This window comes from Variovorax beijingensis (assembly GCF_007828835.1).
Classification (GTDB): Bacteria; Pseudomonadota; Gammaproteobacteria; order Burkholderiales; family Burkholderiaceae_C; genus Variovorax; species Variovorax beijingensis_A.
In genome coordinates, this window is sequence record NZ_VIVL01000004.1 from 359,570 (window position 1) to 383,954 (window position 24,385).

At 66.5% G+C, this 24,385-nt stretch carries 21 protein-coding genes, 2 tRNA genes and 1 pseudogene; 15 read left to right on the forward strand and 9 right to left on the reverse strand.

Going from position 1 to position 24,385, the window contains the following annotated elements:
- The first annotated feature begins 207 nt into the window (after window positions 1-207).
- From FB547_RS15195 to FB547_RS33600, 3 genes and pseudogenes are all read left to right on the forward strand, one after another.
- The gene (locus FB547_RS15195) at window positions 208-1,038 is read left to right on the forward strand and encodes a hypothetical protein (RefSeq protein WP_145743547.1); all 831 of its coding nucleotides are present in this window, start codon (window positions 208-210) and stop codon (window positions 1,036-1,038) included.
- A 516-nt stretch (window positions 1,039-1,554) separates the two neighbouring features.
- The gene (locus tag FB547_RS15205) at window positions 1,555-1,986 is read left to right on the forward strand and encodes a hypothetical protein (RefSeq protein ID WP_145743549.1); all 432 of its coding nucleotides are present in this window, start codon (window positions 1,555-1,557) and stop codon (window positions 1,984-1,986) included.
- Between the two features lie 189 nt (window positions 1,987-2,175).
- Window positions 2,176-2,277, forward strand: a pseudogene (locus FB547_RS33600) (AbiEi antitoxin N-terminal domain-containing protein); the annotation flags it as partial.
- 239 nt (window positions 2,278-2,516) lie between these two features.
- On the opposite strand, the gene FB547_RS15215 reads toward FB547_RS33600, so the two are convergent.
- The 6 genes from FB547_RS15215 to FB547_RS15240 all read right to left on the reverse strand — a co-directional run bounded on the left by FB547_RS15215 (window position 2,517) and on the right by FB547_RS15240 (window position 7,069).
- A complete protein-coding gene (locus tag FB547_RS15215) occupies window positions 2,517-3,755 on the reverse strand; it encodes a tyrosine-type recombinase/integrase (RefSeq protein WP_145743550.1) in 1,239 nt (412 codons plus the stop codon).
- Window positions 3,756-3,936: 181 nt separating this feature from the next.
- Window positions 3,937-4,013, reverse strand: a tRNA-Arg gene (locus FB547_RS15220).
- Window positions 4,014-4,081: 68 nt separating this feature from the next.
- Window positions 4,082-4,330: a hypothetical protein gene (locus tag FB547_RS15225; RefSeq protein WP_145743552.1), complete on the reverse strand. Its 249-nt coding sequence runs from the start codon at window positions 4,328-4,330 to the stop codon at window positions 4,082-4,084.
- 141 nt (window positions 4,331-4,471) lie between these two features.
- Window positions 4,472-4,548 (reverse strand) — tRNA-Pro (locus tag FB547_RS15230).
- A gap of 35 nt (window positions 4,549-4,583) precedes the next feature.
- Window positions 4,584-5,288 (reverse strand): glutathione binding-like protein, encoded by a 705-nt coding sequence (locus FB547_RS15235; protein WP_145743554.1) that lies wholly within the window; start codon window positions 5,286-5,288, stop codon window positions 4,584-4,586.
- A 101-nt stretch (window positions 5,289-5,389) separates the two neighbouring features.
- Window positions 5,390-7,069: an FAD-dependent oxidoreductase gene (locus FB547_RS15240; RefSeq protein WP_186454173.1), complete on the reverse strand. Its 1,680-nt coding sequence runs from the start codon at window positions 7,067-7,069 to the stop codon at window positions 5,390-5,392.
- A 144-nt stretch (window positions 7,070-7,213) separates the two neighbouring features.
- Here FB547_RS15240 and FB547_RS15245 point away from each other — a divergent pair, with 144 nt between their 5' ends.
- From FB547_RS15245 to FB547_RS15265, 5 genes are all read left to right on the forward strand, one after another.
- Window positions 7,214-8,074, forward strand: coding sequence for a GNAT family N-acetyltransferase (locus FB547_RS15245; protein WP_145743558.1), 861 nt, complete (start codon window positions 7,214-7,216; stop codon window positions 8,072-8,074).
- A complete protein-coding gene (ppk1, locus tag FB547_RS15250; RefSeq protein ID WP_145743560.1) occupies window positions 8,071-10,389 on the forward strand; it encodes a polyphosphate kinase 1 in 2,319 nt (772 codons plus the stop codon). The genes FB547_RS15245 and ppk1 overlap by 4 nt, the downstream gene beginning before the upstream one ends.
- A 19-nt stretch (window positions 10,390-10,408) precedes the next feature.
- Complete coding sequence (locus FB547_RS15255) at window positions 10,409-10,870, forward strand: SixA phosphatase family protein (RefSeq protein ID WP_018906136.1); 462 nt, start codon at window positions 10,409-10,411, stop codon at window positions 10,868-10,870.
- 145 nt (window positions 10,871-11,015) lie between these two features.
- A complete protein-coding gene (locus tag FB547_RS15260) occupies window positions 11,016-11,798 on the forward strand; it encodes a hypothetical protein (RefSeq protein WP_145743562.1) in 783 nt (260 codons plus the stop codon).
- 166 nt (window positions 11,799-11,964) lie between these two features.
- Window positions 11,965-12,819 carry a hypothetical protein gene (locus FB547_RS15265; RefSeq protein WP_145743564.1) on the forward strand — a complete coding sequence of 285 codons (855 nt, stop codon included), beginning with the start codon at window positions 11,965-11,967 and terminating at the stop codon, window positions 12,817-12,819.
- 6 nt (window positions 12,820-12,825) lie between these two features.
- On the opposite strand, the gene FB547_RS15270 is transcribed toward FB547_RS15265, so the two are convergent.
- Window positions 12,826-14,346 (reverse strand): Ppx/GppA phosphatase family protein, encoded by a 1,521-nt coding sequence (locus FB547_RS15270; protein WP_145743566.1) that lies wholly within the window; start codon window positions 14,344-14,346, stop codon window positions 12,826-12,828.
- A gap of 255 nt (window positions 14,347-14,601) precedes the next feature.
- Here FB547_RS15270 and pstS point away from each other — a divergent pair, with 255 nt between their 5' ends.
- From pstS to phoR, 7 genes are read left to right on the forward strand one after another with little or no spacing between them, the layout of a single operon-like run.
- The gene (gene pstS / locus FB547_RS15275; protein ID WP_145743568.1) at window positions 14,602-15,639 is read left to right on the forward strand and encodes a phosphate ABC transporter substrate-binding protein PstS; all 1,038 of its coding nucleotides are present in this window, start codon (window positions 14,602-14,604) and stop codon (window positions 15,637-15,639) included.
- A 31-nt stretch (window positions 15,640-15,670) separates the two neighbouring features.
- On the forward strand, window positions 15,671-16,750 hold the full coding sequence (gene pstC, locus FB547_RS15280) for a phosphate ABC transporter permease subunit PstC (RefSeq protein ID WP_145743570.1): 1,080 nt from the start codon (window positions 15,671-15,673) through the stop codon (window positions 16,748-16,750).
- On the forward strand, window positions 16,747-17,631 hold the full coding sequence (gene pstA, locus FB547_RS15285; RefSeq protein ID WP_145743571.1) for a phosphate ABC transporter permease PstA: 885 nt from the start codon (window positions 16,747-16,749) through the stop codon (window positions 17,629-17,631). The genes pstC and pstA overlap by 4 nt, the downstream gene beginning before the upstream one ends.
- A 20-nt stretch (window positions 17,632-17,651) precedes the next feature.
- Complete coding sequence (gene pstB / locus FB547_RS15290) at window positions 17,652-18,431, forward strand: phosphate ABC transporter ATP-binding protein PstB (RefSeq protein ID WP_021007056.1); 780 nt, start codon at window positions 17,652-17,654, stop codon at window positions 18,429-18,431.
- 16 nt (window positions 18,432-18,447) lie between these two features.
- Window positions 18,448-19,149, forward strand: a complete 702-nt coding sequence (gene phoU / locus FB547_RS15295; protein ID WP_012747426.1) for a phosphate signaling complex protein PhoU — start codon at window positions 18,448-18,450, stop codon at window positions 19,147-19,149.
- A gap of 29 nt (window positions 19,150-19,178) precedes the next feature.
- Window positions 19,179-19,871, forward strand: coding sequence for a phosphate regulon transcriptional regulator PhoB (gene phoB / locus FB547_RS15300; RefSeq protein WP_012747427.1), 693 nt, complete (start codon window positions 19,179-19,181; stop codon window positions 19,869-19,871).
- A gap of 44 nt (window positions 19,872-19,915) precedes the next feature.
- Window positions 19,916-21,253, forward strand: a complete 1,338-nt coding sequence (phoR, locus tag FB547_RS15305) for a phosphate regulon sensor histidine kinase PhoR (RefSeq protein ID WP_145743573.1) — start codon at window positions 19,916-19,918, stop codon at window positions 21,251-21,253.
- Here phoR and FB547_RS15310 read toward each other — a convergent pair.
- Together FB547_RS15310 and FB547_RS15315 are read right to left on the reverse strand one after the other, a co-directional pair.
- Entirely contained in the window at window positions 21,242-22,585 is a 1,344-nt protein-coding gene (locus FB547_RS15310) for an MATE family efflux transporter (RefSeq protein ID WP_145743575.1), read from the reverse strand. The genes phoR and FB547_RS15310 overlap by 12 nt on opposite strands.
- 3 nt (window positions 22,586-22,588) lie before the next feature.
- Window positions 22,589-24,316, reverse strand: coding sequence for a hypothetical protein (locus tag FB547_RS15315; protein WP_025569354.1), 1,728 nt, complete (start codon window positions 24,314-24,316; stop codon window positions 22,589-22,591).
- Between the last annotated feature and the right edge of the window lie 69 nt (window positions 24,317-24,385).

Below are 24,385 nucleotides of genomic sequence, written 5' to 3' on the forward strand. Positions count from 1 at the left end.
GGAGATATGGCCGCAGATAAAGGTGGAGAAGCGTCTGAGGAACGGGCCGGAGGACAACGTGTGGCATTACTTTCAGCTCACGGGTCAGAAACTTGCTGCGCGGTGAGGGCAAGAACTGCTTGGCTCCCGTCAATCCTGCGAGCGGTATGGCCGGGCTCGCACCGGGGTTCGACTTGAATGCGAATTTTTGATTAAGGGAGGATTCCAATGAAGGCAACGAAAGCAAAAATCTCCGCGAATGCGGCTGCCCTTCGATGTGGCGCACTCGGCATCGCCCTTCTCCTATCGGCATGCGTCACCCATCCACCGCTGACCGCAACGCAGCCGGAGGAAGCCGCAGTCTCGGCGCCACCGCTGAGCAGCTACGCCGCGGCCGATGGCTTCGTGCCAGTGGGCACGACGAGGATGCGTCTGAATTCGTATCCTGGCGGCCTTGAGCAGTTGCGCGTCGTGCGCCATGATCACACGGGCCGGGCCGTGGCGTCGCAGGTGGCGCTCAACGTGGGTCTTGCAGTGGCAATAGGCGGGAGGGGAGGATTCGTGCAAAGCTTCTCCAAGGACGAGCTGATCGGCGACGCCGTCCCAGAACTGGCGGGGCAATCATGGGCCAGCAATCCCGGTCTGAAGGAGCTGCCGCAGGCGCTCGGCGAGATCGCCACCCGTGTCTATGCGGCCCGGGCGTGGAAGGAGCTGGAGCGGGGCCGAAAAGAAGGCGGATGGACGCGCGAAGACATGCTTGCTGCTGCGCAGCTGCCGGCCGAGGCCGACGCGCCGGTCAACCCCGGCGTGTGGCGGCTGGTCTATGAAAACCTGTCGGGACAAGACGAACTTTACCGCCTGCAGTTCAGTGCGGGGCTGGGCCTGGCAAGCCTGCGTTTTGGCCTGCCGCCCATGCCGGCCAACTGTTTCTATCAGTCCGAGCCGGTGACATGGACTGCTTGGCAAGCCGACGGCTGGCAGCGTTTGCGCGAGGAACGCCCCAAGGCCTTGGCCCAGTGCACCGAGACACTGGGGCAAACCAAAGGGCGCCTGTGGTGACGGATGGTTCTTCGCAGGAAGGAACTGCCCACGGGCGTGCGGCACCGGCGCCGTTTATGCAGTGTGGGGCGTCCCAGTCGGTGCATGAAACCATGCCATGGGAAGCGGGTCGTTGATGGCTGGACGCACAGTGCAAGCCCCCGTCGAGTTTCAGAAGCGCCGGCGCGTCCATGGCGGTGAATCGCAGGTGCGGCATTCCCACGCGATCGAGACAGTTAAGGGCTCCGGTGATCGGGCTTCGGGCACTCGCAGCTGGCGATCGACATTCGTCGGGGCTCTGAGCGGCCTCCTGGTCGCCCTGATGTTGCTCATGAAGTGGCTCGTGGGGTTCCAAGTCGAGGCGGCCGCGGAGCGCCGAGCGAAGGAATCAGGCACACGCGCGGAATTGGCGCGATGCTTCGAGCTGGCGTCACAGCGTGCGATTGAAACCTGTCGAACTGGGAAAGGTGCCGAGGCAAACCTCGCTTCCAGATTGATCAAGAGCGATCGGTAAGGAAGCAAGGGAAAGAAGTCAGCATGAATAAAAGCTTCAAGGCCGTGGTGACCCTCGCGTTGACCGCCGCGATGCTCGCGGGCTGCGCCGCCGCACCGTATCGCCTTCCCGGTACGGAGACGCAACCGTTGTCCAGCCTCGCCATCGTCGAGTCCGGGCCGCGCGCCGCGACGTATTTGGCTTCGATAGACGGGAAACAGGTCCCGCATGTACTCCGTCCGGTCGTCCGGTGGGAGCTCTCGCCCGGCGAGCACTCGGTAACAGTCGGACTCAGGACGCACCCGCAGTTCCGGGCCGACCACATCCGCCTGAAATTCGTGGCGCTTCCTGGTCGAACGTACGTGATCCAGTACGAGGTCAAAGCCTCATGGGGTCGCGGCACATGGCGTGGCTGGATCGAAGATGAAACCGGGGCTACCGTCTCCGTCCTGGACATCGATAAGTCAAGGTCGTGAAGAAAGAGAACGGGAAGACGTTGTTGCCCCGAATACACCGGCAATCCAGCGGATCGGTTTGAACGGTTCAGATTCTCAACTGGGCCACTTTTAAGGGCAGTTTTTTGTGAAGGAAAAGACGACCGTTGACGGCTTCAACGCGGGGGTGTCCGGATTTCTGTGTGTGAGGCGGCTGGTCGGTTTTGACCGATTTCTCTAAGCCTTGTCGCGCGCTACGTGCGCAGTGGCTGGTTGATATCGCCGGCGCGCGGCGTCCACATGCGCAAGGGCGGGCGCCTGCAATGGGAGGGGTGATCCGCAGCCTAGGGGTGCGCAACGACACGCTGGATGGTGGCGCCGGCAACGCCACCGTCGGTTGCCTCGGCGGGATGACACGTATATCGATGGCGCAGGCAACGATACGCTGACCGGAAAGGGCACCACCTCGTCGGACGTGCATTCGCGAATTGATTCATCGCCTCTTCCAGTTGTGCGCCGCTCGCCGACCGTCGGCCGTGGTGTGCGTTGATGGAGGTCTTGCGGAATCGCGGCTAGGCCACCCGGAGCGTTGGGACTTGCGCGTTTCGGGCAAGTTGGCCCAGGTAGTCCGCCCAGCGCTGCATCATGTCCTTGCGCTTGTCCATGAACTCTGCGCGATCGTAGGCCGTACCCAGCGGCCCGCTCTTGCCGTGAGCAAGCTGTGCCTCGATGACGTCGGGCGAAATGCCGTGAAGTTGCTCCGCCATGACCGTGCGGGCCATCGCACGAAAGCCGTGGGCGGTCATCTCGTCGTTGGTGTACCCCAGCCTTCGCAACGCGGCGTTCACGGTGTTTTCGCTCATGGGGCGCTCTCCCGTGCGGATGCTGGGGAACACGTATCGGCCATGGCCGGTCAATGGCTGAATATCTTCAAGTGCCTGCTTCGCCTGCCTTGCCAGCGGCACGAAGTGGGGGCGGCCGTTGAGCTTTTCATGCAGCCTTCGCTTCATTTCCTGCGCCGGGATGGTGAGCATCGAGTTGTCGAGATCGATCCATGCCCATTCCATCGCGCGGATGTTGCCGGGGCGCTGGAAGAGCAGGGCGGACAGGAGGAGGGCGGCGCGGGTGATCGGCTGCCCGCTGTAGCCGTAGATGGCGCGCATCAGTTCTCCGACCTTCTGCGGCTCCAGAACGGCGGCCATGCTCTTGGTGAGCACCGGTCGGAGCGCGCCGTGCAGGTCGGGCGCCGGATTGCTTGCGCACCGGCCCGTCTGCACGCCGTAGCGGAACACCTGTCCGGCGCACTGGCGCAGGGTGTGGGCCGTCTCGATGACGCCCCGGCTCTCGATGCGCTTGAGCGCGTGCAGAAGATCCTTGGCCTGGATCGAGGCAATCGGCAGCTTGCCGATGTAGGGGAACAGGTCCTTGTCCATGATGCGCAGCCAGCGCTCCGAATAGGACGTGCTCCAGCTGCTGGCCTTGGTGGCGTGGAATTCCCGCGCCAACGCCTCGAAGGTGTTGGCTGCTTCCACCGCCCGGGACAGTTTCTCTGCCCGCTTCGCGAGGCCGGGATCGACGTTGTCGGCAAGCAGCTCCCGGGCCTTGTCGCGCCGTTGCCGGGCCTTCGCAAGCGAGACCGCAGGGTAGACGCCCAAGGCCAGGGTCTTCGCCTTGCCGTTGAACCGGTAGTCCATGCGCCAGTACTTGCCTGCTGCCTTGACGCGCAGGTACATGCCGCCGCCGTCCGCGTAGCGCTCGCCGATCTCATTGCCCTTGTGCTTCACTTGCCTCACGAAAGTGTCTGTCAGCATTGGATTTTTCTCCTTGCTGTCGGTACCTGGCTTTGGCGGCAGCGCAGATACCTGCAGAAGTACCGACAAAGTACCGACAAGACATGCTATGCCCCGATCCGTCTCGGAGCAAAGAAAAACCCGCTTCTCCTCGAAGGAGAGCGGGTTTCAGGATGGTTCTGAGCTAATTGAAACTGGAAATTGGCCTGCCCGGAGGGGATCGAACCCCCGACAACCTGCTTAGAAGGCAGGTGCTCTATCCAACTGAGCTACGGGCAGATTCCGGGCCGAACGGAGCCCCGGATTCTACCCACATCCACCTTGGAGCCCGGGGCGCCGGAGAGCACTCAGATCTGGACGAAATCGCCGACCGGCTCGAAGTTCTCGACGGCCCATGCGCGCAGCAGATCGAGCGTCTGCGCTTCCGAGGGCCCGTAAGTCTGGTGCTGCGCCAGCGGCGTGGAATTGATCTCTTCCGTGGCGCGCAAGGGGCGGCGGCGGGGCATCCAGTACAGGGTGGCGGTGTGGGAGACGAGGTCCTGCGTAACCTGGACCAGGCCTGTCTGGTTGCCAATCTTCAGTTCGTAGTAGGACACGGCCAACCCCGGTCAGTGATGATGTGAATTCGACTGTACGCGAGGAATTCACCGTGGGGATTGTTTTTGGCGCGCTGCCATGGGCCCGAAAAACAAGATGCCTGCAACAACGTGAGTCATTGCAGGCATTCGTATTTTTCTTGGTCGGGGCGAAAGGATTCGAACCTTCGACCCTCTGGTCCCAAACCAGATGCGCTACCAGGCTGCGCTACACCCCGACAAGCCTTCTATTCTAGCCCGGATATCGGGGCTCTCAGCGTTTCTCGTATTGGGTCTTGCCGAAAAGGATCTCGCGCTCCTTGTCGCCGGTGATCGGCTGGCGCAGGTCGGCCAGCACTTTCACGCCGCGCTGCACGGCGGGGCGGGCGGCAATGCCGTCGAACCAGGCCTTCAGGTGCGGGTAGTCGGTGAGGGTGATGCCCTGGTTTTCCCAGCTGCGCAGCCACGGGAAGATCGCGATGTCGGCAATCGAATAGGTCTTGCCGGCAATGAATTTGTTCTTCGACAGCTGCTTGTCGATCACGCCATAGAGGCGCTTGGCTTCGTTGCTGTAGCGCTCGATGGCGTAGCCGATCTTTTCAGGGGCATACATGCGGAAATGATGCGCCTGGCCGAGCATGGGACCGACGCTGCCCATCTGGAACATGAGCCACTGCAGGACGTCGTAGCGTTCGCGGTCGGTGCTGGGCAACAGTTTGCCGGTCTTGCCGGCTAGGTAGACGAGGATGGCGCCCGATTCGAACAGCGAGATCGGCTTGCCGTCCGGACCATCGGGGTCGGTGATGGCGGGGATCTTGTTGTTGGGGCTGATCTGCAGGAACTCGGGCGCGAACTGGTCGCCCTTGCCGATGTTGATCGGACGGGCGTTGTACGGCAGGCCGCACTCCTCCAGCATGATGTGAATCTTGTGGCCGTTGGGCGTGGGCCAGGAATAGACCTCGATGGGCGATGCAGGCATGTCGCGGGCTCCGGTGTTGGGGTTGGTTGTGATGCGAGGCAGGCAGCATATACGCGGCCATCCGCACGTGTGCAGCGCCGGGAATTACGGGCGGAGCACGCTCAGGCAACGGCCGAGTTGGACGACAGGTGCTGGTGGATCAGCGCGACCACGGCCGCGCCTTCGCCGATGGCCCCGCCCACGCGCTTGACCGAACCCGAGCGCACGTCGCCCACGGCGAAGACGCCCTGCACGCTGGATTCGAGCGCAGTGGAGGGCCGCGCCGGAAAGCCGCTGCTGGCGGCATCGCCCGTCAGCACGAAGCCATGCTTGTCGACCGAGACGCCGCAGCCGTCGAGCCAACTGGTCTCGGGCTCGGCGCCAACGAAGAGGAAGATGTTGCGCGCGTCGCAGTCGTGCTCGTTGCCCGTGGTCTGGCAGCGCCAGGTTGCACCCGTCAGTCCTTCGCCGGAACCGCCGTTGAGCTTCACCAGCTGGGTGTGGGGGTGCAGTTCGATGTTGGGCGTGGCCTCGATGCGATCGATCAGGTAGCGCGACATGCTGGCCGCGAGCGAGGGGCCGCGCACCAGCACATTGACCTTGGCCGCGTGGCGCGACAGGAACACCGCGGCCTGTCCGGCCGAATTGCCGCCGCCGACCAGCGCAACCTCCTGCTGCGCGCAGAGCTTGGCCTCGATGGCCGAAGCCCAATACCAGATGCCGCGGCCCTCGAACTCCGACAGCCTCGGCACGTCAGGCCGCCGGTAGCGTGCGCCGCTTGCAATCACCACCGTGCGCGCATGGATGGCACGGCCGTCGGCCAGCGTGATGCGCAGGGCGTCCATGGGGTTGTCGCGCGAGCAGTCCAGCGACGTCACCTTGGCAGGAATCAGCATTTCCACACCGAACTTCTGGGCCTGCACGAAGGCCCGGCCCGCGAGCGCCTGGCCCGAGATGCCGGTGGGAAAACCAAGGTAGTTCTCGATGCGCGCACTCGCCCCGGCCTGGCCGCCGAAGGCGCGGCAGTCGAGCACGATCACGCGCAACCCTTCGGAGGCCGCATACACCGCGGTCGCGAGGCCGGCGGGGCCCGCCCCGACCACCGCCACGTCGAACAGTTCGTTGTGCTCCGCGGTGTCGACCATGCCCAGGCAGCGGGCCAGCGCCTCTTCGGCGGGGTTGACCAGCACCGAGCCGTCGGGGCACACGGCAAGCAGCTTGCAGGTGCCGTACTGCTCCAGCAGCGCGGCGGCGCCGGGATCTTCGGCCGCGTCGACCAGGTGGTAGGGATGCCCGTTGCGGCGCAGGAAATTCTCCAGGCGCGCCATGTCGGGCGACTCCGGCCGGCCGATCAGCACCGGCCCGCTGGCGCCCGATTCGATCAGCGCCACGCGCCGCAGGATCAGCGCGCGGGTGATGCGCTCGCCCAGGTCGGCTTCTGCCACCAGCAACGCGCGCAGTTGCGCGGGCGGAACGATCAGCGCTTCCACCTCTTCCTCGGCATGGCCGTCGACCAGGGCAGGGCGGCCGCTCAGCTGGCCGACTTCGGCAAGGAACTCGCCGGGGCCCTGGCGCACGATCGGCACCACGTGCCCGAGCCCGTCGCGCTGCGTGACCGCCACCACGCCCTTGAGCAGGACGAACATGCCGGGGCCGGTTTCGCCGGCGGTGAACAGCCGTTCCCCGCGGGCGAAGCGCTGCACGGTTCCGAAGTGCGCGATGCGCGCGATTTCGGTATCGCTCAGGACAGGAAAGGTCTGGTGAAGGCGGTTGTCGAAATTGCTGCTTGCGGCTGTGGCCATTGAGAAAACTCCATGTCGCGGACCCACCGCATTAGACATCCAGGAAGCCCCAAAACACGCGGTAACACCGTCATGCAACTGCAATGGCGCTGACATACCCGTTTCACTGCGGGTGCCGAGACTCCTTCAGCAGAAAGGGTCCCCATGAAAGAACTGCCCAACCCGACGTTCCCGCTGTCGCAGCTCGGACTGCGCGCCGCCCTGTGGCCCGTCCCTGCAGCCGCGCCCGCGTCGGTGCCCGCTGCCGTTGCGGTGCCGCCGGTCGTCATCGACGCCAGGCAAGGCATCACCGTGAGCTGGGCCCGCCACCTGGACGACGTGCGCGCCGCGCAGCGCCTGCGCCATGAGGTTTTCGTCGGCGAAATGGGCGCCCGCGTGAGCACGCCGCTGGCCGGCCACGACATCGATTTGTTCGACGACTTCTGCGAGCACCTGCTGGTGCGCGAAGAACGCACCGGGCAGGTGATCGGCACCTACCGCGTGCTCACGCCGGCCCAGGCCCGGCGCGTGGGCAGCACCTACAGCGACACCGAGTTCGACCTGACCCGCCTGCGCGACCTGCGCGAGCGCATGGTCGAGCTGGGCCGCAGCTGCGTGCATCCCGACCACCGGCAGGGCGGCGTGATCCTCGCGCTGTGGGGTGCGCTCGCTGGCTTCATGCACCGCAACAAGCTCGACACCATGATCGGCTGCGCGAGCATTCCGATGTCGCACAACGGCGTGACCAGCGGCGACGCGGCCGCCAGCATCTGGCGGCAGCTGTCGGCCAGCCACATGGCGCCGATCCAGTACCAGGTGCAGCCGCGCCTGCCGCTGCCGGTGGAGCGGCTCGACGGTGCGCTCGACGTCGAGCCTCCCGCGCTCATCAAGGGCTACCTGCGCCTGGGTGCCAAGGTGCTGGGCGCGCCGGCCTGGGACCCGGACTTCAACACGGCGGACCTGCCGATGCTGATGCGCATCGACGACCTGCCGCCGCGCTACCGCAAGCACTTTCTGGGCGCATGAAGCCAGCGGCCGCCCGGCCCGGTGCCGGGCCGTCCGCCCCTTCGCCCGGCACGGGGCTGCCCAAGGGCGGCCCGCAGGCGTCACACGGCGGTCACGAAAACGTCACAAACGAGGGTGACACTGTCATATTTCAGCCTACATGTGCTCCCGTGCCGCTTGCTCCAGAATCAGTGCCCATGCAACCTGCTCCCGCTGACCGCACGCCCGCGGTCGCGGCAACGGCCCTCACGCTGCTCGACCGCGATCACAGCATCCTGTCGTTCAACGAGCGCGTGCTCGACTGGGCCCGCAGGCCTGAAGTGCCGCTGGTCGAGCGCCTTCGCTACCTTTGCATCGTTTCATCGAATCTCGACGAATTCTTCGAAGTGCGCGCCGCGCCGCACCTGATTGCCAGCAGCGCCGGCGACCAGAAGGGCGCCTACACGATCGAATCGTTCGAGCGCCTTGCCGAGGCCGCCCATGCGCTGGTGGCGCGCCAGTACGCGCTCTACAACGACGATCTGATGCCGACCTTCGCCAAGCACGGCATCCACATCATTTCGCACGGCGAACGCAATCCGGCGCAGCGCAAGTGGGTCAGCGAATATTTCGAGCGCGAAGTGCGCCCGCTGCTGATCCCGGTCGGGCTGGACCCGGCACACCCGTTTCCGCAGGTGGCCAACAAGTCGCTCAACTTCATCGTGCGGCTCGGCGGCAAGGACGCCTTCGGACGGGAGAACCCGATCCAGATCGTGAAGGTGCCGCGCGTGCTGCCGCGCGTGATCCGCATGCCGGCCAAGGTGTCGGACGGCAAGACGCTGTTCGTGGCGCTGTCGAGCGTGGTGCGCGCCCATCTTTCGAGCATGTTCCCGGGGCGCGAGGTGGGCGATTTCTCGCAGTTCCGCGTCACGCGGCATTCCGACCTGGCGGTGGACGAGGAAGACGTCAAGAACCTGCGCACCGCATTGCGCCAGGGGCTGCAGCACCGGCACTACGGACAGGCCGTGCGGCTCGAGGTGTCGGCCAGTTGCGCGGAGTCGCTCGCGAGTTTCCTGCTGGCGCAATTCAACCTGCCGGCGCAGGCGCTCTACCGGGTGCACGGCCCCGTCAACCTGGCCCGCCTGACCCAGCTGATCGATCTGCTGGAGGAGCCGCAGCTGCTGTTTCCGCCGTACTCGGCCTCCTACCCGGTCACGCTGTCGCCGGCGCAGTCGTTCTTCGAGCGGCTGCAGCATGGCGACGTGCTGATCCACCAGCCCTTCGAGAGCTTCGACGGCGTGCTCGCATTCCTGCGCGAGGCCGTGCAGGATCCGCAGGTGCTGGCCATCAAGCAGACCATCTACCGCACGGGCACCGATTCGGAGCTGATGGACCTGCTGCGCGAAGCCGTGCGCCGCGGCAAGGAAGTGACGGTGGTGGTGGAGCTCAAGGCCCGCTTCGACGAAGAGGCCAACATCAACTGGGCCGAAATGCTCGAGTCGATCGGCGCGCAGGTGGTGTATGGCGTGGTGGGCCTGAAGACGCACGCCAAGATGCTGCTGGTGACGCGCCGCGAGGGCAAGCAGATGCGCCGCTACGGCCACCTGTCCACCGGCAACTACAACCCGCGCACCGCCAGGCTCTACACCGACATCAGCCACCTGACGGCCGACCCGCTGCTCACGGCGGACATGGAAGCCGTGTTCGTGCACCTGGCAAGCCAGAGCCGCCTGCCCAAGCTCAACCGCATGTGGCTCGCGCCGTTCGACCTGCACCGGAACCTCATCGCGCAGATCGACGCGCTGAGCCTGGCCGCTGCCACCGGCGAGCCGACCCGCATCGTTGCCAAGATGAATGCGCTGACCGACGATGCCCTGGTGGCCGCGCTGATGCGCGCCGGCCAGAATGGCGTGAAGATCGACCTCATCGTGCGCGGCGCCTGCACGCTGCCCGCGCAGGTGCCGGGGCTCACCGACAACATCCGCGTGCGCTCGGTGATCGGGCGTTTTCTCGAGCACTCGCGCGTCTTCTACTTTCGCAATGGCGAGGACGAGTCGCTCTACCTGTCGAGCGCCGACTGGATGAACCGCAACATGATGCGGCGCATCGAGCTGGCCTGGCCGGTGACCGACCCCAGCCTTCGCCAGCGCCTGATCGACGAATGCCTGGTCGCCTACCTGCACGACGGCCGCGACGCCTGGGACCTGGGCGGCGACGGCATCTACACGCGCGTCGACCACGACACCCATGCCGGCGAGGCGGGCGCGTCGCGCGCCATCGAGGCGCACGGTGCCCAGGCTGCACTCATGAACCGGTATGCATCGCGAGGCCATCACCCCGATGCACCCAGCAACTGACGACCGAAAGACGACAACCATGGACTTGATCTTCTGGCGCCATGCCGAAGCCGAGGACTGGACCGAAGGCTGCGACGACCTGCAGCGTTCCCTGACCGCGCGCGGCGAAAAGCAGGCCAAGCGCATGGCCAGCTGGCTCGACCGGCAGTTGCCGGATGGCACGCGCATCATCTGCAGCCCCGCGCGGCGCTGCGAGCAGACCGCGCTCGCGCTCGGCCGCAAATACAAGCTGCGCGCCGAACTCGCCCCCGACACCACCGCCGAGGCCATGCTGGCTGCGGCCGGCTGGCCCAACGGCAAGTCGGTGGTGCTGATGGTCGGGCACCAGCCTTCGGTGGGGCAGGCCATCTCGCTGCTTCTCGGCCTGAAGCAGGACAGCTGTCCGGTGCGCAAGGGTTCGCTCTGGTGGATCCGCACGCGCGAACGCGACGGCGACGTGCAGACCGTCGTGGTGACTGTGCAGTCGCCCGAGCTGCTCTGACGGGCGATCCGCAGGCTGAAAATCTGCCCGGATCTGTAAACTAATTGACGAAATCCGATGGGGTGCGATAGCGGTCTGTAGGCACAATAGTTGCATCTGATGCATTTAGATGCAAATTGAAACTATGGCTTACGTTTACGCCTCCGTGAGGACGCTTGTATCGCTGCTGATCTCTGCGGCCCTGCTGGCCGGCTGCGCGACGGGCGCGCCCGAGCCGGCGCCGCAAGTTCGCCACGATGCGACCCGGTCGATCACGAAGATCGAACTCGTCTACAACGAGCCGGACCAGCTGTCCGTGATGGATGGCGGTGGGTCCGCGATCATGGGCTGGGCCGGGGTTTTCGGCCCTGTCGGCACGCTGGTGGCCCTTGGCGTCGAGGTCGGCACCCGGATGACGCTGGCCAGCCGCATCGAGCGGCGCAGCAAGGAGTTCACGGCCGTCGTGAAAAGCAGCGGCGCGATGCCTCTCAACAGGCAGTTCGCGGAGCAACTGGCGGCGCGCCTGCGGGCCGGCGGCCGCGAAGTGAAGCTGACACCCGCCGCGCGCATGGACGGCGAGCTCGCCCAGATGAAGGCGCCTGGATTCGAACCCACCCCGGGCTACAGCACCTTGCTCGTGCGGGTCACCACGACCTACGGGGCACCCGACATGACGTCGAGCTTCAAGCCCTTCGTGGCAATCGAGCAGTCGCTGCGGGACGAGCAGCAGGCCGTTCTCCATCAGACCACCCATACCTCCGACCTGGAGGAGCCGGCCTACCTGGCGTACGACGGCCTGCTGCAGGACCCGGCCAGGGCGCAGGACGGCCTGCGGCAAGGCCTTGCCCGGATCGTCCAGCCTGCCTATGCCGGCATGTTCGGCGAAGACGGGCCGCCGCGCCTCGCCGGTTCGGAAACCACCCGGACCGCCAGCTTCCACGCCAGGTGAAACGGCTCGGATAGCCGCATCCGGGGCCGGCGCAGGCGCTTTGTCATGGCCGCGGGCAGAGGTGGCGGGGCGCTTGTCTCCCCGGAGAAAGTGCGCACCGCTCATGTGCGCGGGCGGCGCGATTCCTACAGTGGCTTCACATCGGCCATACCACTGGGGAATACGCATGAAACTGCTCAACCCGCTGCCAAGAAGCTTCATGGATCTGCTGCGCCTGGACGCGGGCATGTCGTTGCAGAAGCTGACGTCCCTGCTCGTCGCCACCGCCCTCCTGGCGGGGTGCGCGGCCGAAGCGTCCAAACCCGCGCTGCAGGCGCGCCAGGATGCCGCCACCCGTTCGGCCGCGAAGGTCGAGCTCATCTACAACGAGGAAGACCAGCTGATCGTCACCGATGGCGGCGGTTCGGGACTCACGGGCTTTGCCGGGCTGCTCCTGGGACCCATCGGCGCACTGCTGGCCCTGAGCATCGACACCAACAGCCGCATGACCATGGCCGCCCGGACCGATCAGCGCAGCAAGGAATTCACGGCCGCGGTGAAGAACAGTGGCGCGGCCATGACGCTCAACCGGCAGTTCGCGGAGCAGCTGGCGGCGCGCCTGCGCGAGAGCGGCCGCGAAGTGAAGCTGACGCCTTTCATGCGCGCCACCGGACCGGCCAGCGAGATGAAGGTGCCGGAGCTCCAGCCCACGCCCGGCTACAGCACATTGATCCTGCGGATCACCACGGCGTACGGCGCGGCCGACGCGACCTCGAGCTTCAAGCCCTTCATTTCGGTGGAGCAGCTGCTCAGGGACGAGCGGCAGTCCGTCGTGCACCAGACGGCCCATACCGCCGACGTGAGCGAGCCCACCTATTTCAGCTACGACGGCCTGCTCAAGGACACCGCGGTGGCCCATGGCGGGCTGAAGCAGGGGCTGGACCGGGTCGTGCAGCCCGCCTATGCCGGCATGTTCGGGGGCGACCAGCCGCGCGCGCTGCCTGCGGAAAGCACCCGCACCGCCGGCCTCGACGCGAAGTGAGGCGGCTCAGGCCCCGCTGAGTTCCACGCGCCAGCTGCTGGTCTTCTGCCAGGCCAGCACTTCCTCGCGCAGCAGGTGCGCGGACTGCGGATAGGCCTCGGCCCAGTCGGGCGCGCAGGCGATCGTGAAGGCCCTGGCGCCCAGTGCCGCAAGGTGCAGCGCCCGCGGATCGGGATCGCGGCGCGCATGGCACAGGATCACCGACAGGCGCAGCGACAGCAGCTGCATCACGAAGGTCTCGTCCTCGAGCGCGGCGTCGAGCTTGCGCAGCTTTCCGCGCTGGCCCAGCACCAGCTGGCCGAGCGCATGCAGTTCATTGACGGCAAAGCCGGGGGCGTCGGTGTTGTCGAGGATGTAGGCGCCGTGCTTGTGATAGTCGCTGTGCGAGACCAGCGTGCCGATCTCGTGCAGCTGCGCTGCCCAGCCGAGCTTGCGCAGCGCCCGCCCGGCACGGCTGCCGGGGCTGCCGCCGCGCGCCGCCGGAGTGAGCTGCACGAACAGGGCGGCCGCGGTTTCGCCCACCCGCCTGGCCTGCGCCGCATCGACCGCGAACCGGCTCGCCAGCCGCGCCACGGTGGCGGTGCGCATGTCGGCCACGCTTTCGTCGCGCTCCAGCAGCTCATAGAGCACGCCGTGGCGCAGCGCACCCTGGGCCACCCTCATTTCCTCGATGTCCAGCAGGTCGAACACCGCGCGCAGCACGCTCACGCCGCCACCGATGACAGGCTTGCGGTCTTCGCGCATGCCGTCGACGCGCAGCTTGTCGGTGCTGCCGGCCTTCAGGAGGCGGTCGACCAGCCAGTCGAGGCCGTCGCGGGTGATGAGCCCCGGCTCGCCGCCCGCCGCGGCCAGCACGTCGCCGACGGCACCGATGGTGCCGGAGGCGCCATAGGCCACGTCCCACTGGTCGCGGGTGTAGCTGGACAGTGCGTCGTCGAGCACCGCCTTGGCGGCCACCTCGGCGGCGCGGAAGGCGCTCTGGGTGAAAAGGCCTTCCCCAAAGTGCTTCATCGACCAGGCGACGCTGCCGACGCGGTAGGACTCCATCAGTTCGGCGTCGAGCGCGCGGCCGATGATCATTTCGGTGGAGCGCCCGCCGATGTCCACCACCAGGCGGCGCTCGCGGTCGGAGGCGTCGGTGTGGGGCAGCATGTGCGCCACGCCCTGGTAGATGAGGCGGGCTTCTTCCCGGCCCGGGATCACGTCGATGCCGAAGCCCAGGATGGTGCGCGCGCGCAGCAGGAATTCCTCGCGGTTGCGTGCCTCGCGCAGTGTCTGGGTGGCGACGGCGCGCACCTGCGAGCGCTTGAAACCGGCCAGCCGCTCGCCAAAGCGGGCAAGCGCGTCCCAACCCCGCTGCATGGCCTCGGCCGTGAGGTTGCGGGCGCTGTCCAGGCCGTTGCCCTGGCGCACCGTTTCCTTCAGGTACTCGGTGCGGTGGATCTGGCCGTGGTCGACCTGTCCGATTTCGAGCCTGAAGCTGTTCGAGCCGAGATCGACGGCGGCGAGGCGGGTGCCGTTTTGCATGTAGTTGTCGTGGAAGAAGGCGGGTGGCTTCGATCGTAGCGCCGTGGCGGGCGCGCGGCCTTCCAAATCGCCGGTGGCGAGGTTCGCAAGGCTAGGTGCGGCGCATGACGGTTGTGTGACAGCGTCACACGATCCGAAGGGGAAAGAGCGGCATTTTCCCTCGACAGCGGGGTGTCACACCGATGTCACACAAGCTTTCTAGAGTCCGTTCCAAGCCCGAAAGGGACTACTTCTTACTTCTAAAAGGAAGCCTCCATGAAAACGACTTTCAAATTTGCAGCTGCCGGCCTCGTGGCCGCGGTCTTCGCCCAGGTTCCCGCCTTCGCACAAGACGTGACCGGCGCCGGCGCCAGCTTCCCGGCACCGCTGTATGCCAAGTGGGCCTCCGATTTCAACAAGGCCACCGGCGTCAAGATCAACTACCAGTCGGTCGGCTCGGGCGCCGGCCTCAAGCAGATCGAAGCCAAGACGGTCGATTTCGGCGCTTCCGATGCGCCCCTCAAGGACGACGAGCTCCAGGCCAAGGGCCTGATGCAGTTCCCCACCGTCATCGGCGGCGTGATTCCCGTGGTGAACATTCCCGGCATCAAGCCCGGCGAGCTGAAGCTCAACGGCCAGGTCCTGGGCGACATCTACCTGGGCAAGATCACCAAGTGGAACGACCCCGCCATCAAGGCGCTCAATGGTTCGCTGGCCCTGCCTGACGCCGCCATTGCACCGGTTCGCCGCGCCGACGGCTCGGGCACCAGCTTCCTGTTCACCAACTACCTGAGCAAGGTCAACGCCGAGTGGAAGACCAAGGTCGGCGAAGGCACGGCCGTGAACTGGCCCACCGGCGCGGGCGGCAAGGGCAACGAAGGCGTCGCCGCTTTCGTGAACCGCCTGCCCAACTCGATCGGCTACGTCGAGTACGCCTACGTCAAGCAGAACAAAATGACCTACGCCCAGCTGCAGAACGCGGCCGGCAACTTCGTCTCGCCGGACGACAGCGCCTTCAAGGCCGCCGCCGCCGCCGCCGACTGGAACAAGAGCTTCTACCAGGTGCTGACCAACCAGGCCGACAAGGGCGCGTGGCCCATCACCGGTGCCACCTTCATCCTGATGCACAAGGTGCAGGACAAGCCCGCCAACGCCACGACCGTGCTCAAGTTCTTCGACTGGGCCTACAAGGGCGGCGACAAGACGGCCGATGAGCTCGACTACGTGCCGATGCCCGACGGCGTGAAGGCCACGATCGCCAAGGCATGGGGCGAAGTCAAGGACGCATCGGGCAAGCCGGTCGCGTTCAAGTAAGCAACCCCCTCAAGCCCAGGACGGCGCAGCCATGAGCAGCACTTCGCTCGAGGATGCGCCGCTTTCGTCATTGCCGGAGCGACCCGTGTCATCCACCTATCCTGCCTCCGCATCCTCGCTCGACCTCGCGGCCGAACGCGGCCGCGTCACCGCACCACCGCCCGCCAAGGCGCCGCGTTCGGGCCCGATGGCCGACCGCCTGTTCGGCTGGGCCGCCAAGGGCGCCGCGCTGCTCACGCTCGCGATGCTGATCGGCATCCTGCTGTCGCTGATTGCCGGCGCATGGCCCGCCATCTCGAAGTACGGCCTCGGCTTTCTGACCAGCAGCGTCTGGGACCCGGTGCAGAACGAGTACGGCGGCCTGGTCATGATCTACGGCACGCTGGCCACCTCGATCATCGCGCTGGTGATCGCGGTGCCGGTGAGCTTCGGCATTGCGCTGTTCCTGACCGAGCTCTCGCCCAGCTGGCTCAAGCGCCCGCTGGGCACGGCCATCGAACTGCTCGCCGCCGTGCCGTCGATCGTGTACGGCATGTGGGGCCTGCTGGTGTTCGGCCCGATCCTTTCCACCTGGGTGCAGCAGCCGCTGCAGAAGCTGCTGGCCGGCGTGCCGTACCTTGGCGCGCTGGTATCGGGCCCGCCCGTGGGCATCGGCATTCTCTCGGCCGGCATCATTCTCGCGATCATGATCATTCCGTTCATCGCCTCGGTGATGCGCGACGTGTTCGAAGTGACGCCGCCGCTGCTCAAGGAGTCGGCCTACGGCCTGGGCTCCACCACCTGGGAAGTGGTGTCGAAGGTCGTGCTGCCCTACACCAAGGCCGGCGTGATCGGCGGCATCATGCTCGGCCTGGGCCGTGCGCTGGGCGAGACGATGGCGGTCACCTTCGTGATCGGCAACATGAACCAGCTCAACTCGCTTTCCGTGTTCGAGGCGGCCAACAGCATCACTTCGGCACTTGCCAACGAATTCGCCGAAGCCGGCGCGGGCCTGCACCAGGCTGCGCTGATGTATCTCGGCCTGGTGCTGTTCTTCATCACCTTCGTCGTGCTGGCGCTGTCGAAGGTGCTGCTGGCCCAGATGAAGAAGAGCGAAGGAACCAAGTCATGAGTACGGCTCAAAACCTGCTGAATGCGAAGGCGCTCGCCGAAACGCGCCAGGCCAAGTTTGCCGCGCGCAACCGCGTCAACAAGATCGCGCTCACGCTGTCGCTCGCGGCGATGGTGTTCGGCGTGTTCTGGCTTATCTGGATCCTGTGGGAAACCCTGCGCCTGGGCCTGGGCGGCCTGGCGCTCGCCACCTTCACCGAGATGACGCCGCCGCCGAACGAGGCGGGTGGTATCGCCAACGCGATCTTTGGTTCGTTCGTGATGGTGATGCTCGCGACCTTCGTGGGCACGCCGATCGGCATCATGGCCGGCATCTACCTGGCGGAGTACAACCCCAAGGGCTGGCTGTCGTCGGTGACGCGCTTCGTCAACGACATCCTGCTGTCGGCGCCGTCGATCGTGATCGGCCTGTTCGTCTATGCCGTGGTGGTGGCGTACTTCAAGACCTTCTCGGGCCTGGCGGGTGCGCTGTCGCTTGCGCTGATCGTGATTCCGGTGGTCATCCGCACCACCGAGAACATGCTGCAGCTGGTGCCGCCGGGGCTGCGCGAAGCGGCCTATGCGCTCGGCACGCCGAAGTGGAGGGTCATTTTGAGCATCACGCTGCGCGCCGCGCGCGCCGGTGTGGTCACAGGCGTGCTGCTGGCCGTGGCGCGCATCGCGGGCGAAACCGCGCCGCTGCTCTTCACCGCGCTCAACAACCAGTTCTGGACCGCCGACATCAGCCAGCCGATGGCCAGCCTGCCGGTGACGATCTTCAAGTTCGCGATGAGCCCGTACGAGAACTGGCAACAGCTGGCCTGGGCCGGCGTGTTCCTGATCACCGTGGCCGTCCTCGCCCTCAACATCCTGGCGCGGGTCCTCACGCGCAACAAACTCTGATTCAAGAAGAAGTAGCAACCATGCCAAACACCGTCGCACAACCGTCGCGCTCGAAGATCTCGGTCAAGGACCTGAACTTCTACTATGGCAAGTTCCATGCGCTCAAGGGCATCAACCTCGAGATCCCCGAGAACAAGGTGACGGCCTTCATCGGCCCGTCGGGCTGCGGCAAGTCGACCCTGCTGCGCACCTTCAACCGCATGTTCGAGCTCTACCCCGAGCAGCGCGCCGAGGGCACCATCGCCCTGGACGGCGAGAACCTGCTCACCTCCAAGCAGGATGTGGCACTGATCCGCGCCAAGGTCGGCATGGTGTTCCAGAAGCCCACGCCGTTCCCGATGTCGATCTACGACAACATCGCCTTCGGCGTGAAGCTGTTCGAAAATCTCAGCGCGAGCGAGATGGACGACCGCGTCGAGTGGGCGCTCAAGAAGGCGGCGCTCTGGACCGAAGTGCGCGACAAGCTGCAGCAAAGCGGCTCGGGCCTTTCGGGCGGCCAGCAGCAGCGCCTGTGCATCGCACGCGGCATTGCCATCAAGCCTGAAGTGCTGCTGCTCGACGAACCGTGCTCTGCGCTCGACCCGATCTCGACCGCAAAGATCGAAGAGTTGATCGCCGAGCTCAAAAACGAGTACACCGTAGTCATCGTGACGCACAACATGCAGCAGGCTGCACGCTGCAGCGACTACACCGCCTACATGTACCTGGGCGACCTGATCGAGTTCGGCGCGACGGAACAGATGTTCTTCAAGCCGCAGCGCAAGGAGACCGAGGACTACATTACCGGCCGTTTCGGCTGATGCCAAGGAGGCACACATGACTGAAAAACATCTCTCCAGCCAGTTCGACAGCGAACTCAACGGCGTCTCGTCGCGCGTGATGGAACTCGGCGGCATGGTCGAGGCGCAGATCCACCAGGCGGTGTACGCACTGCTGCAGTTCGATCCCGACGCTGCCGACCGCGTGATGGAAACCGAGACGCGCGTCAACGCCATGGAGATCGAGATCGACCGCGAGCTGTCGTCGATCATCGCGCGGCGCCAGCCGACCGCGCGCGACCTGCGCCTCCTGATCGCCATCTCCAAGACCACGGCCAACCTGGAGCGCGTGGGCGACGAGGCCAACAAGATCGCGCGCATGGTCAAGTCGATCATCGAGAGCGGCTCGGCCCGCGCGCTGCCCTCGAACGAGCTGCGCATCGCGGCCGACCTGGCCTCGGGCCTGCTGCGCACCGCGCTCGACGCGTTCGCGCGCCTGGACACGGCCGCGGCGCTGTCGATCCTGAAGGACGACGACCTGATCGACAAGGAGTTCGACGGCTTCGTGCGCAAGCTGGTCACCTACATGATGGAAGACCCGCGCACGATCTCGGCCAGCCTCGACCTGCTGTTCCTGGCCAAGGCCATCGAACGCATCGGCGACCACGCCAAGAACATCGCCGAATTCATCATCTACATCGTCAAGGGCGCCGATGTGCGGCACACTTCGATGCAAGAGATCGAATCGGCGCTGCAGTAACAGAGCGAGCCCAAGTCTCCCAAGAAAGCATGAAGAAACCCCGAGTCCTGATCGTCGAAGACGAGTCCTCGATCGCCGAGCTGATCGCCGTCAACCTGCGCCACAACGGCTTCGAGCCGATCTGGTCGGAAGACGGCGCGGCGGCGCAACGCGAGATCGACGCCTTCCTGCCGGACCTGATCCTGCTCGACTGGATGCTGCCTGGACAGAGCGGCCTGCAGCTCGCGCGCCAATGGCGCAAGGACCCGCGCACCAAGGCCATCCCGATCCTGATGCTCACCGCGCGCGGCGACGAGCCCGACAAGGTGGCCGGCCTCGACGCAGGTGCCGACGACTACATCACCAAGCCGTTCTCGACGCAGGAAATGCTCGCGCGCATCCGCGCCGTGCTGCGCCGCCGGGCGCCCGAAGTGGTGACCGAACGCGTGGAGATCGGCGAGCTCGCACTCGACACCGCCACGCACCGCGTCACCTGGCAGGGCAATGCGCTCAAGGTGGGGCCGACCGAATTCAAACTGCTGGCCTACCTGATGCAGCATGCCGAGCGCGTGCACAGCCGTGCGCAACTGCTCGACAAGGTCTGGGGCGACCACGTCTACATCGAGGAGCGTACGGTCGACGTGCACGTCAAGCGCCTGCGCGAATCGCTGGGCGCCGCCTCGCCCATGGTCGAGACGGTGCGCGGCGCCGGCTATCGCCTGACGGCCCAAGTCACGGTTTGAGCTCCGCTGCTTTCACGGGCCGCGGGCGCGGATAATCGCCCGCCATGCCTTTCCGTATCGCTACATTTCTAATAGCGTCTCTCCTAATGGGAGCGGGCGCTGCAGCCATTTTTGGCTGGAAATTCGGATGGCTGGGCGCCTGGCTGGGCGCGGTGCTGTGGCTCGCGCTCGACGCGTGGCGCGCCGAGCGCCTGCTCAAGGTGCTGCGCAACAACGCGGCGGGCCTGCCGACCCGCGGCGCCGGTGTCTGGGGCGAACTTTCTGAACGCATTCGCAAGCTGCTGCGCGACCGCGAACAGCAGACCCGCCAGGCCGAGGACCGCCTGCAGGAATTCCTGGCCGCCATCCAGGCGTCGCCCAACGGCGTGATCCTGCTCGACGAACAGGGCCGCATCGAATGGTGCAACCAGACGGCGGCCAGCCAGTTCGGCATCGATGCCGAGCGGGATCTGCTGCAGCATCTTGCGAACCTGGTCCGCGACCCCGCCTTCGTGGCCTACCTGGCCTCGTGGAACTACAGCCGCGATGTGGTCATCGATGCTTCCGGCCCGGGGCAGGGGCACCAGCGCAGCCATCCGGTGCGCCTGTCGGTGCAGGTGCATCCCTATGCGGGCAACCGCCGCATGCTGCTGACGCGCGACATCACGGCGGTCGAGCAGGCCGAAGCCATGCGGCGCGACTTCGTCGCCAACGTTTCGCACGAGATCCGTACGCCGCTCACCGTGCTGGCGGGCTTCGTGGAGACCCTGCAGAACCTGCCGCTCGATGCGGACGAGCGCGCGCGCTATCTCTCGCTCATGAGCCAGCAGTCGCACCGCATGGAAACCCTGGTCAACGACCTGCTGACGCTCTCGCGGCTCGAGGGCAGCGCGGCGCCCTCGGGCAACCAGTGGATCCGCATCCGTGCGCTGCTCGCGCAGTGCGAAGACGAGGGACGGGGCCTGTCGGGCCGGCTCACGCCGCAGGGCCACCGCCTTTCCTTCACGATCGAGGCCGAATCCGAGATTTCGGGCGCGCCGACCGAACTGCAAAGCGCCATGTCGAACCTGCTGAGCAACGCCATCCGCTACACGCCCGGCGGCGGCGAGGTGGCGGTGAGCTGGCGGCTGCTGCCCGACGGGCGCGGCGAATACGCGGTGCGCGACACCGGCCCCGGCATTGCCGCCGAGCACATTCCACGCTTGACCGAACGCTTTTATCGCATCGATCGCAGCCGCTCCCGCGAAACCGGCGGCACCGGCCTGGGCCTGGCCATCGTGAAGCACATCGCGCAGCGGCATGGCGCTGAACTGCGGATCCAGAGCACGGTGGGCAAGGGCTCGCGTTTCGCGCTGGTGTTCCCGGCAATCCGTGTGCGGGAAGCGCGGCTGCTAGCGAAGTGAGCGGCGCATCGTCCAGCGCAGCAGCGCGCCGAACAGCAGGGCCGTGACTGCGAGCGCTCCGGCGCTCATGATCCAGAAGGCGAGCGGCGACTGCATCGCAGGCCAGGGCCCCAGCCCGCGGTAGGCCAGCAGGTAGCTGCCACCCAGGCCCACTCCCCAGAGCAGCGTGCAATAGACGACCAGCGGCACCAGCGTGACGCGGTAGCTGCGCAGCACGAACACGCACAGCGTCTGCAGCGCATCGGCAAAGTGATAAGCCGCCACCACCAGCAGCAGCGCCGCGGCCATTGCGATGACGGCCGGGTTGTCGGAATACACGTGGGCCAGCCTGAAGCGCAGCGCCACCATGGCGCCCGCGAAGAACAGCGCGCAAAGGGCGGTGAGTTCGAAGCCCATGCGGCAGGCGCGGCGAGCCTTGGCGGCCTTTCCGGCGCCGAGCCAGAAGCTCACGCGCGCGCTGGTGGCAATGGCCAGCGAGAGCGGCACCATGTAGGCCACCGCCAGCAGGTTCGAGGCGATCTGGTGCGCGGCCGCCGCGGCCGTGCCCAGGCGCGCAATGAACAGCGCCATCAGGGTGAACGAAGTCACTTCCACCAGCACGGCCAGGCCGCCGGGAATGCCCAGGCTCGCGAACTGGCGGATCTGGCGCCAGTCGGGCGCTTCGATGCGTTCCCAGAGCCGGTAGTCGCGGTAGAAGGTGCTGCTGCGCAGCAGCCACACGGCGCAGGCCAGCATGGCCCAGTTCACGCACAGCGTGGCCCAGGCGCAGCCCACCAGGCCCATGGCCGGCAGGCCCGCGCCGCCGAAGGCGAACCAGATCGACAGTGGCAGTTTCACGCACAGCGAGCCCAGCTGGAGCCAGGTCACGACCTGCGGCTTGCCCAGGCTCTGGTTCAGGGTGCTGAACAGGCGGAACAGCAGGGCCGGTGGCAATGCGAAGGCGAGCACCCCAAGATAGGTTTCCACCTCGCCGCGCATCGCGGGCGGCACCTGGGTCCAGCGCAGCACCGCACCGGGCAGCAGCAGCACGGCCATGCCGACGGCAATGGCGATGGCAGCCAGGTAGAGCGACTGCCGCACCGAGCGGCCGACTTCGCTTCTCCGGTCCGCGCCGTGCAGTTCCGCCCAGACCGGCAGCAGCGCCTGCAGCACGCCCATCAGCGAGACGAACACGCTGATGAAGACGGCCGCGCCCACAGAGAGCGCGGCGAGCGCGTTCTCCGAATAGCGGCCGGCCACGATGGTGTCGGTCACGCCGAACGCCATCACGGCCAGCTGGCCCACCAGCACCGTGCCGGCGTGCCGCGCAATCAGGCCTCGTTCGCCGCTCACTTGCTAGGGCGCGATCTTCTGGTAGAGCAGCAGGTCGTCGGTCGCGCTGCTGGGCCGGCGCAGCGTGCCGCTGAAACGCCAGTGCTCCAGGCGAATGATGGTGTGCAGCCGCTCGATGGTTTCGGGGCTGACCAGCAGCCAGGGGCAATCGGTGCCGAGCAGCAGCGGCTGCAGGTTGAACTGGCCGTGGTGCCGCAGCGCCGCGATGTGCGCGCGGCTCAGCGCAAGCTCGGCAATGCAGCTCGGCTGCCCGACGCGCTCGGCCACCGCCCGCACCTGGGGGGCATAGCTGCGCGCATAGTCGATGGGAGGCAGCCACAACGTCATCAGCAGCATCCAGCACAGCGCGGTGCCGCCGGCCGGCAGCACCAGCGTTTTCCAGAGCGCCGCGCGGTGGCGCCCGGTGCGCCAGCGCACCACCCAGCACCAGGTGATGGTGGCGGCCAGCGCCAGGACGAACGGGATGGCCGAGAACTCCGGCACGAACCCCGGCACCAGCCGCGCCACGCTGGCCGCCGGCTTGGGCGGCACGCCGGTCTGCATCGCGATCCAGTAGATCCATCCCAGCACGGCCAGTCCGCTGAAGAACAGCACGTTGAACCAGTCGATCAGCGCCGCCGCGCTGCGCCGGAAGGTGGGCAGGGCGAAGGCGGCCAGCGTGGCGAGTGCGGGCAGCGCCAGCAGCAGCGAACGGTCGGAATAGTCGGTGGTCCAGGTCGCGGCCAGCGGCACCAGTGCAAACCAGAACGGCAGCGCCACATGGCGCGCCGTGAGCTGGCGGCGCCAGCGCCACAGCGTCCAGATCGCGAGCGGCCAGACCGGCCAGGTGAACCACACCAGCAGCTTGGCTTGGCTGCGCACGTCGCTCAGCGCCGAGGTGCTGCTCGGATGATGGCCCGGCAACTGGATCTTCCATTGCAAAAGGCCCAGCCCGAGCGCCAGTGCGGCGGCCGCCAGCGCGGCCGCGATCATCGTGGCCAGCGCGCCCCGGGTATAGCCGGGGCTTTCGTCGGAGGCGGCGCCGGCGGTGCGCCGCTCGTAGGCGATGAACAGCGCGCTGCCCACCGCCAGCGCCAGGCCGACCGTGGGACCGCCACTCAAGGTCATGCCGATGGTGCCGACCAGCAATGCGATGACCGGGCCGACGCGGCGGTAGGGCAGTGCCGCCACGCCGTAGAACAGATGCGACGCGAAATACAGCTGCGCCAGCGCCGGCGTGGTTTCATGGCCCAGCTGGGCCAGGCCCAGGCAGGCGATCAGCGCCAGCAGTCCGCCATCGGCAATGGCGCGGGCGTAGTCGGTGGGCCGTGCTTCGCCTCCGAAGGCGAAGGCCACCGGCTGGGCCCGCGAAGTGCGCGCGAGGTAGTAGACGGCGTACCAGGTGGCGGTGAAGGTGCCCCAGAGCAGCAGCGCGAAGGCGATGCGCACCGCCAGGTCGGGGTTCACCCAGGATGGCGCGATCTTGATGGCCCAGGCGCCGATCCAGTAGGGAAGCAGCGCCGGCGTTTCAGGGCGCAGGCCCAGCAGCAGGGGATCGAACCAGCGGGCGATGCCTTCGGTGTTGCGCGCCAGTTCGGCCATGTAGCCGAAGGAGGTGATGTCGGCGCTCTTCCAGGGGCCGCGCCCCAACAGGCCCGGCAGGAGATAGGCGGCACACAGCAGCAGCAGTGCCAGGCGCGGCAGCCGGCGCACGGCGCTCTGGGCAACGATCGCGGGAGTGGGCTGATTCACAGGGTGGAAACGAACGTCGGTCTTGGGAAAGAAAAAAAGGGCAGCGCGGTAAACCGGGCTGCCCTCGAT

Bases quoted from the DNA above. Each gene is read 5' to 3' on its own strand.
- FB547_RS15195 (WP_145743547.1), top strand. From the start codon at position 208: ATGAAGGCAACGAAAGCAAAAATCTCCGCGAATGCGGCTGCCCTTCGA.
- FB547_RS15205 (WP_145743549.1), top strand. From the start codon at position 1,555: ATGAATAAAAGCTTCAAGGCCGTGGTGACCCTCGCGTTGACCGCCGCG.
- FB547_RS15215 (WP_145743550.1), bottom strand. From the start codon at position 3,755: ATGCTGACAGACACTTTCGTGAGGCAAGTGAAGCACAAGGGCAATGAG.
- FB547_RS15235 (WP_145743554.1), bottom strand. From the start codon at position 5,288: ATGCCTGCATCGCCCATCGAGGTCTATTCCTGGCCCACGCCCAACGGC.
- FB547_RS15240 (WP_186454173.1), bottom strand. From the start codon at position 7,069: ATGGCCACAGCCGCAAGCAGCAATTTCGACAACCGCCTTCACCAGACC.
- FB547_RS15245 (WP_145743558.1), top strand. From the start codon at position 7,214: ATGAAAGAACTGCCCAACCCGACGTTCCCGCTGTCGCAGCTCGGACTG.
- ppk1 (WP_145743560.1), top strand. From the start codon at position 8,071: ATGAAGCCAGCGGCCGCCCGGCCCGGTGCCGGGCCGTCCGCCCCTTCG.
- FB547_RS15255 (WP_018906136.1), top strand. From the start codon at position 10,409: ATGGACTTGATCTTCTGGCGCCATGCCGAAGCCGAGGACTGGACCGAA.
- FB547_RS15265 (WP_145743564.1), top strand. From the start codon at position 11,965: ATGAAACTGCTCAACCCGCTGCCAAGAAGCTTCATGGATCTGCTGCGC.
- FB547_RS15270 (WP_145743566.1), bottom strand. From the start codon at position 14,346: ATGCAAAACGGCACCCGCCTCGCCGCCGTCGATCTCGGCTCGAACAGC.
- pstS (WP_145743568.1), top strand. From the start codon at position 14,602: ATGAAAACGACTTTCAAATTTGCAGCTGCCGGCCTCGTGGCCGCGGTC.
- pstC (WP_145743570.1), top strand. From the start codon at position 15,671: ATGAGCAGCACTTCGCTCGAGGATGCGCCGCTTTCGTCATTGCCGGAG.
- pstA (WP_145743571.1), top strand. From the start codon at position 16,747: ATGAGTACGGCTCAAAACCTGCTGAATGCGAAGGCGCTCGCCGAAACG.
- pstB (WP_021007056.1), top strand. From the start codon at position 17,652: ATGCCAAACACCGTCGCACAACCGTCGCGCTCGAAGATCTCGGTCAAG.
- phoU (WP_012747426.1), top strand. From the start codon at position 18,448: ATGACTGAAAAACATCTCTCCAGCCAGTTCGACAGCGAACTCAACGGC.
- phoB (WP_012747427.1), top strand. From the start codon at position 19,179: ATGAAGAAACCCCGAGTCCTGATCGTCGAAGACGAGTCCTCGATCGCC.
- phoR (WP_145743573.1), top strand. From the start codon at position 19,916: ATGCCTTTCCGTATCGCTACATTTCTAATAGCGTCTCTCCTAATGGGA.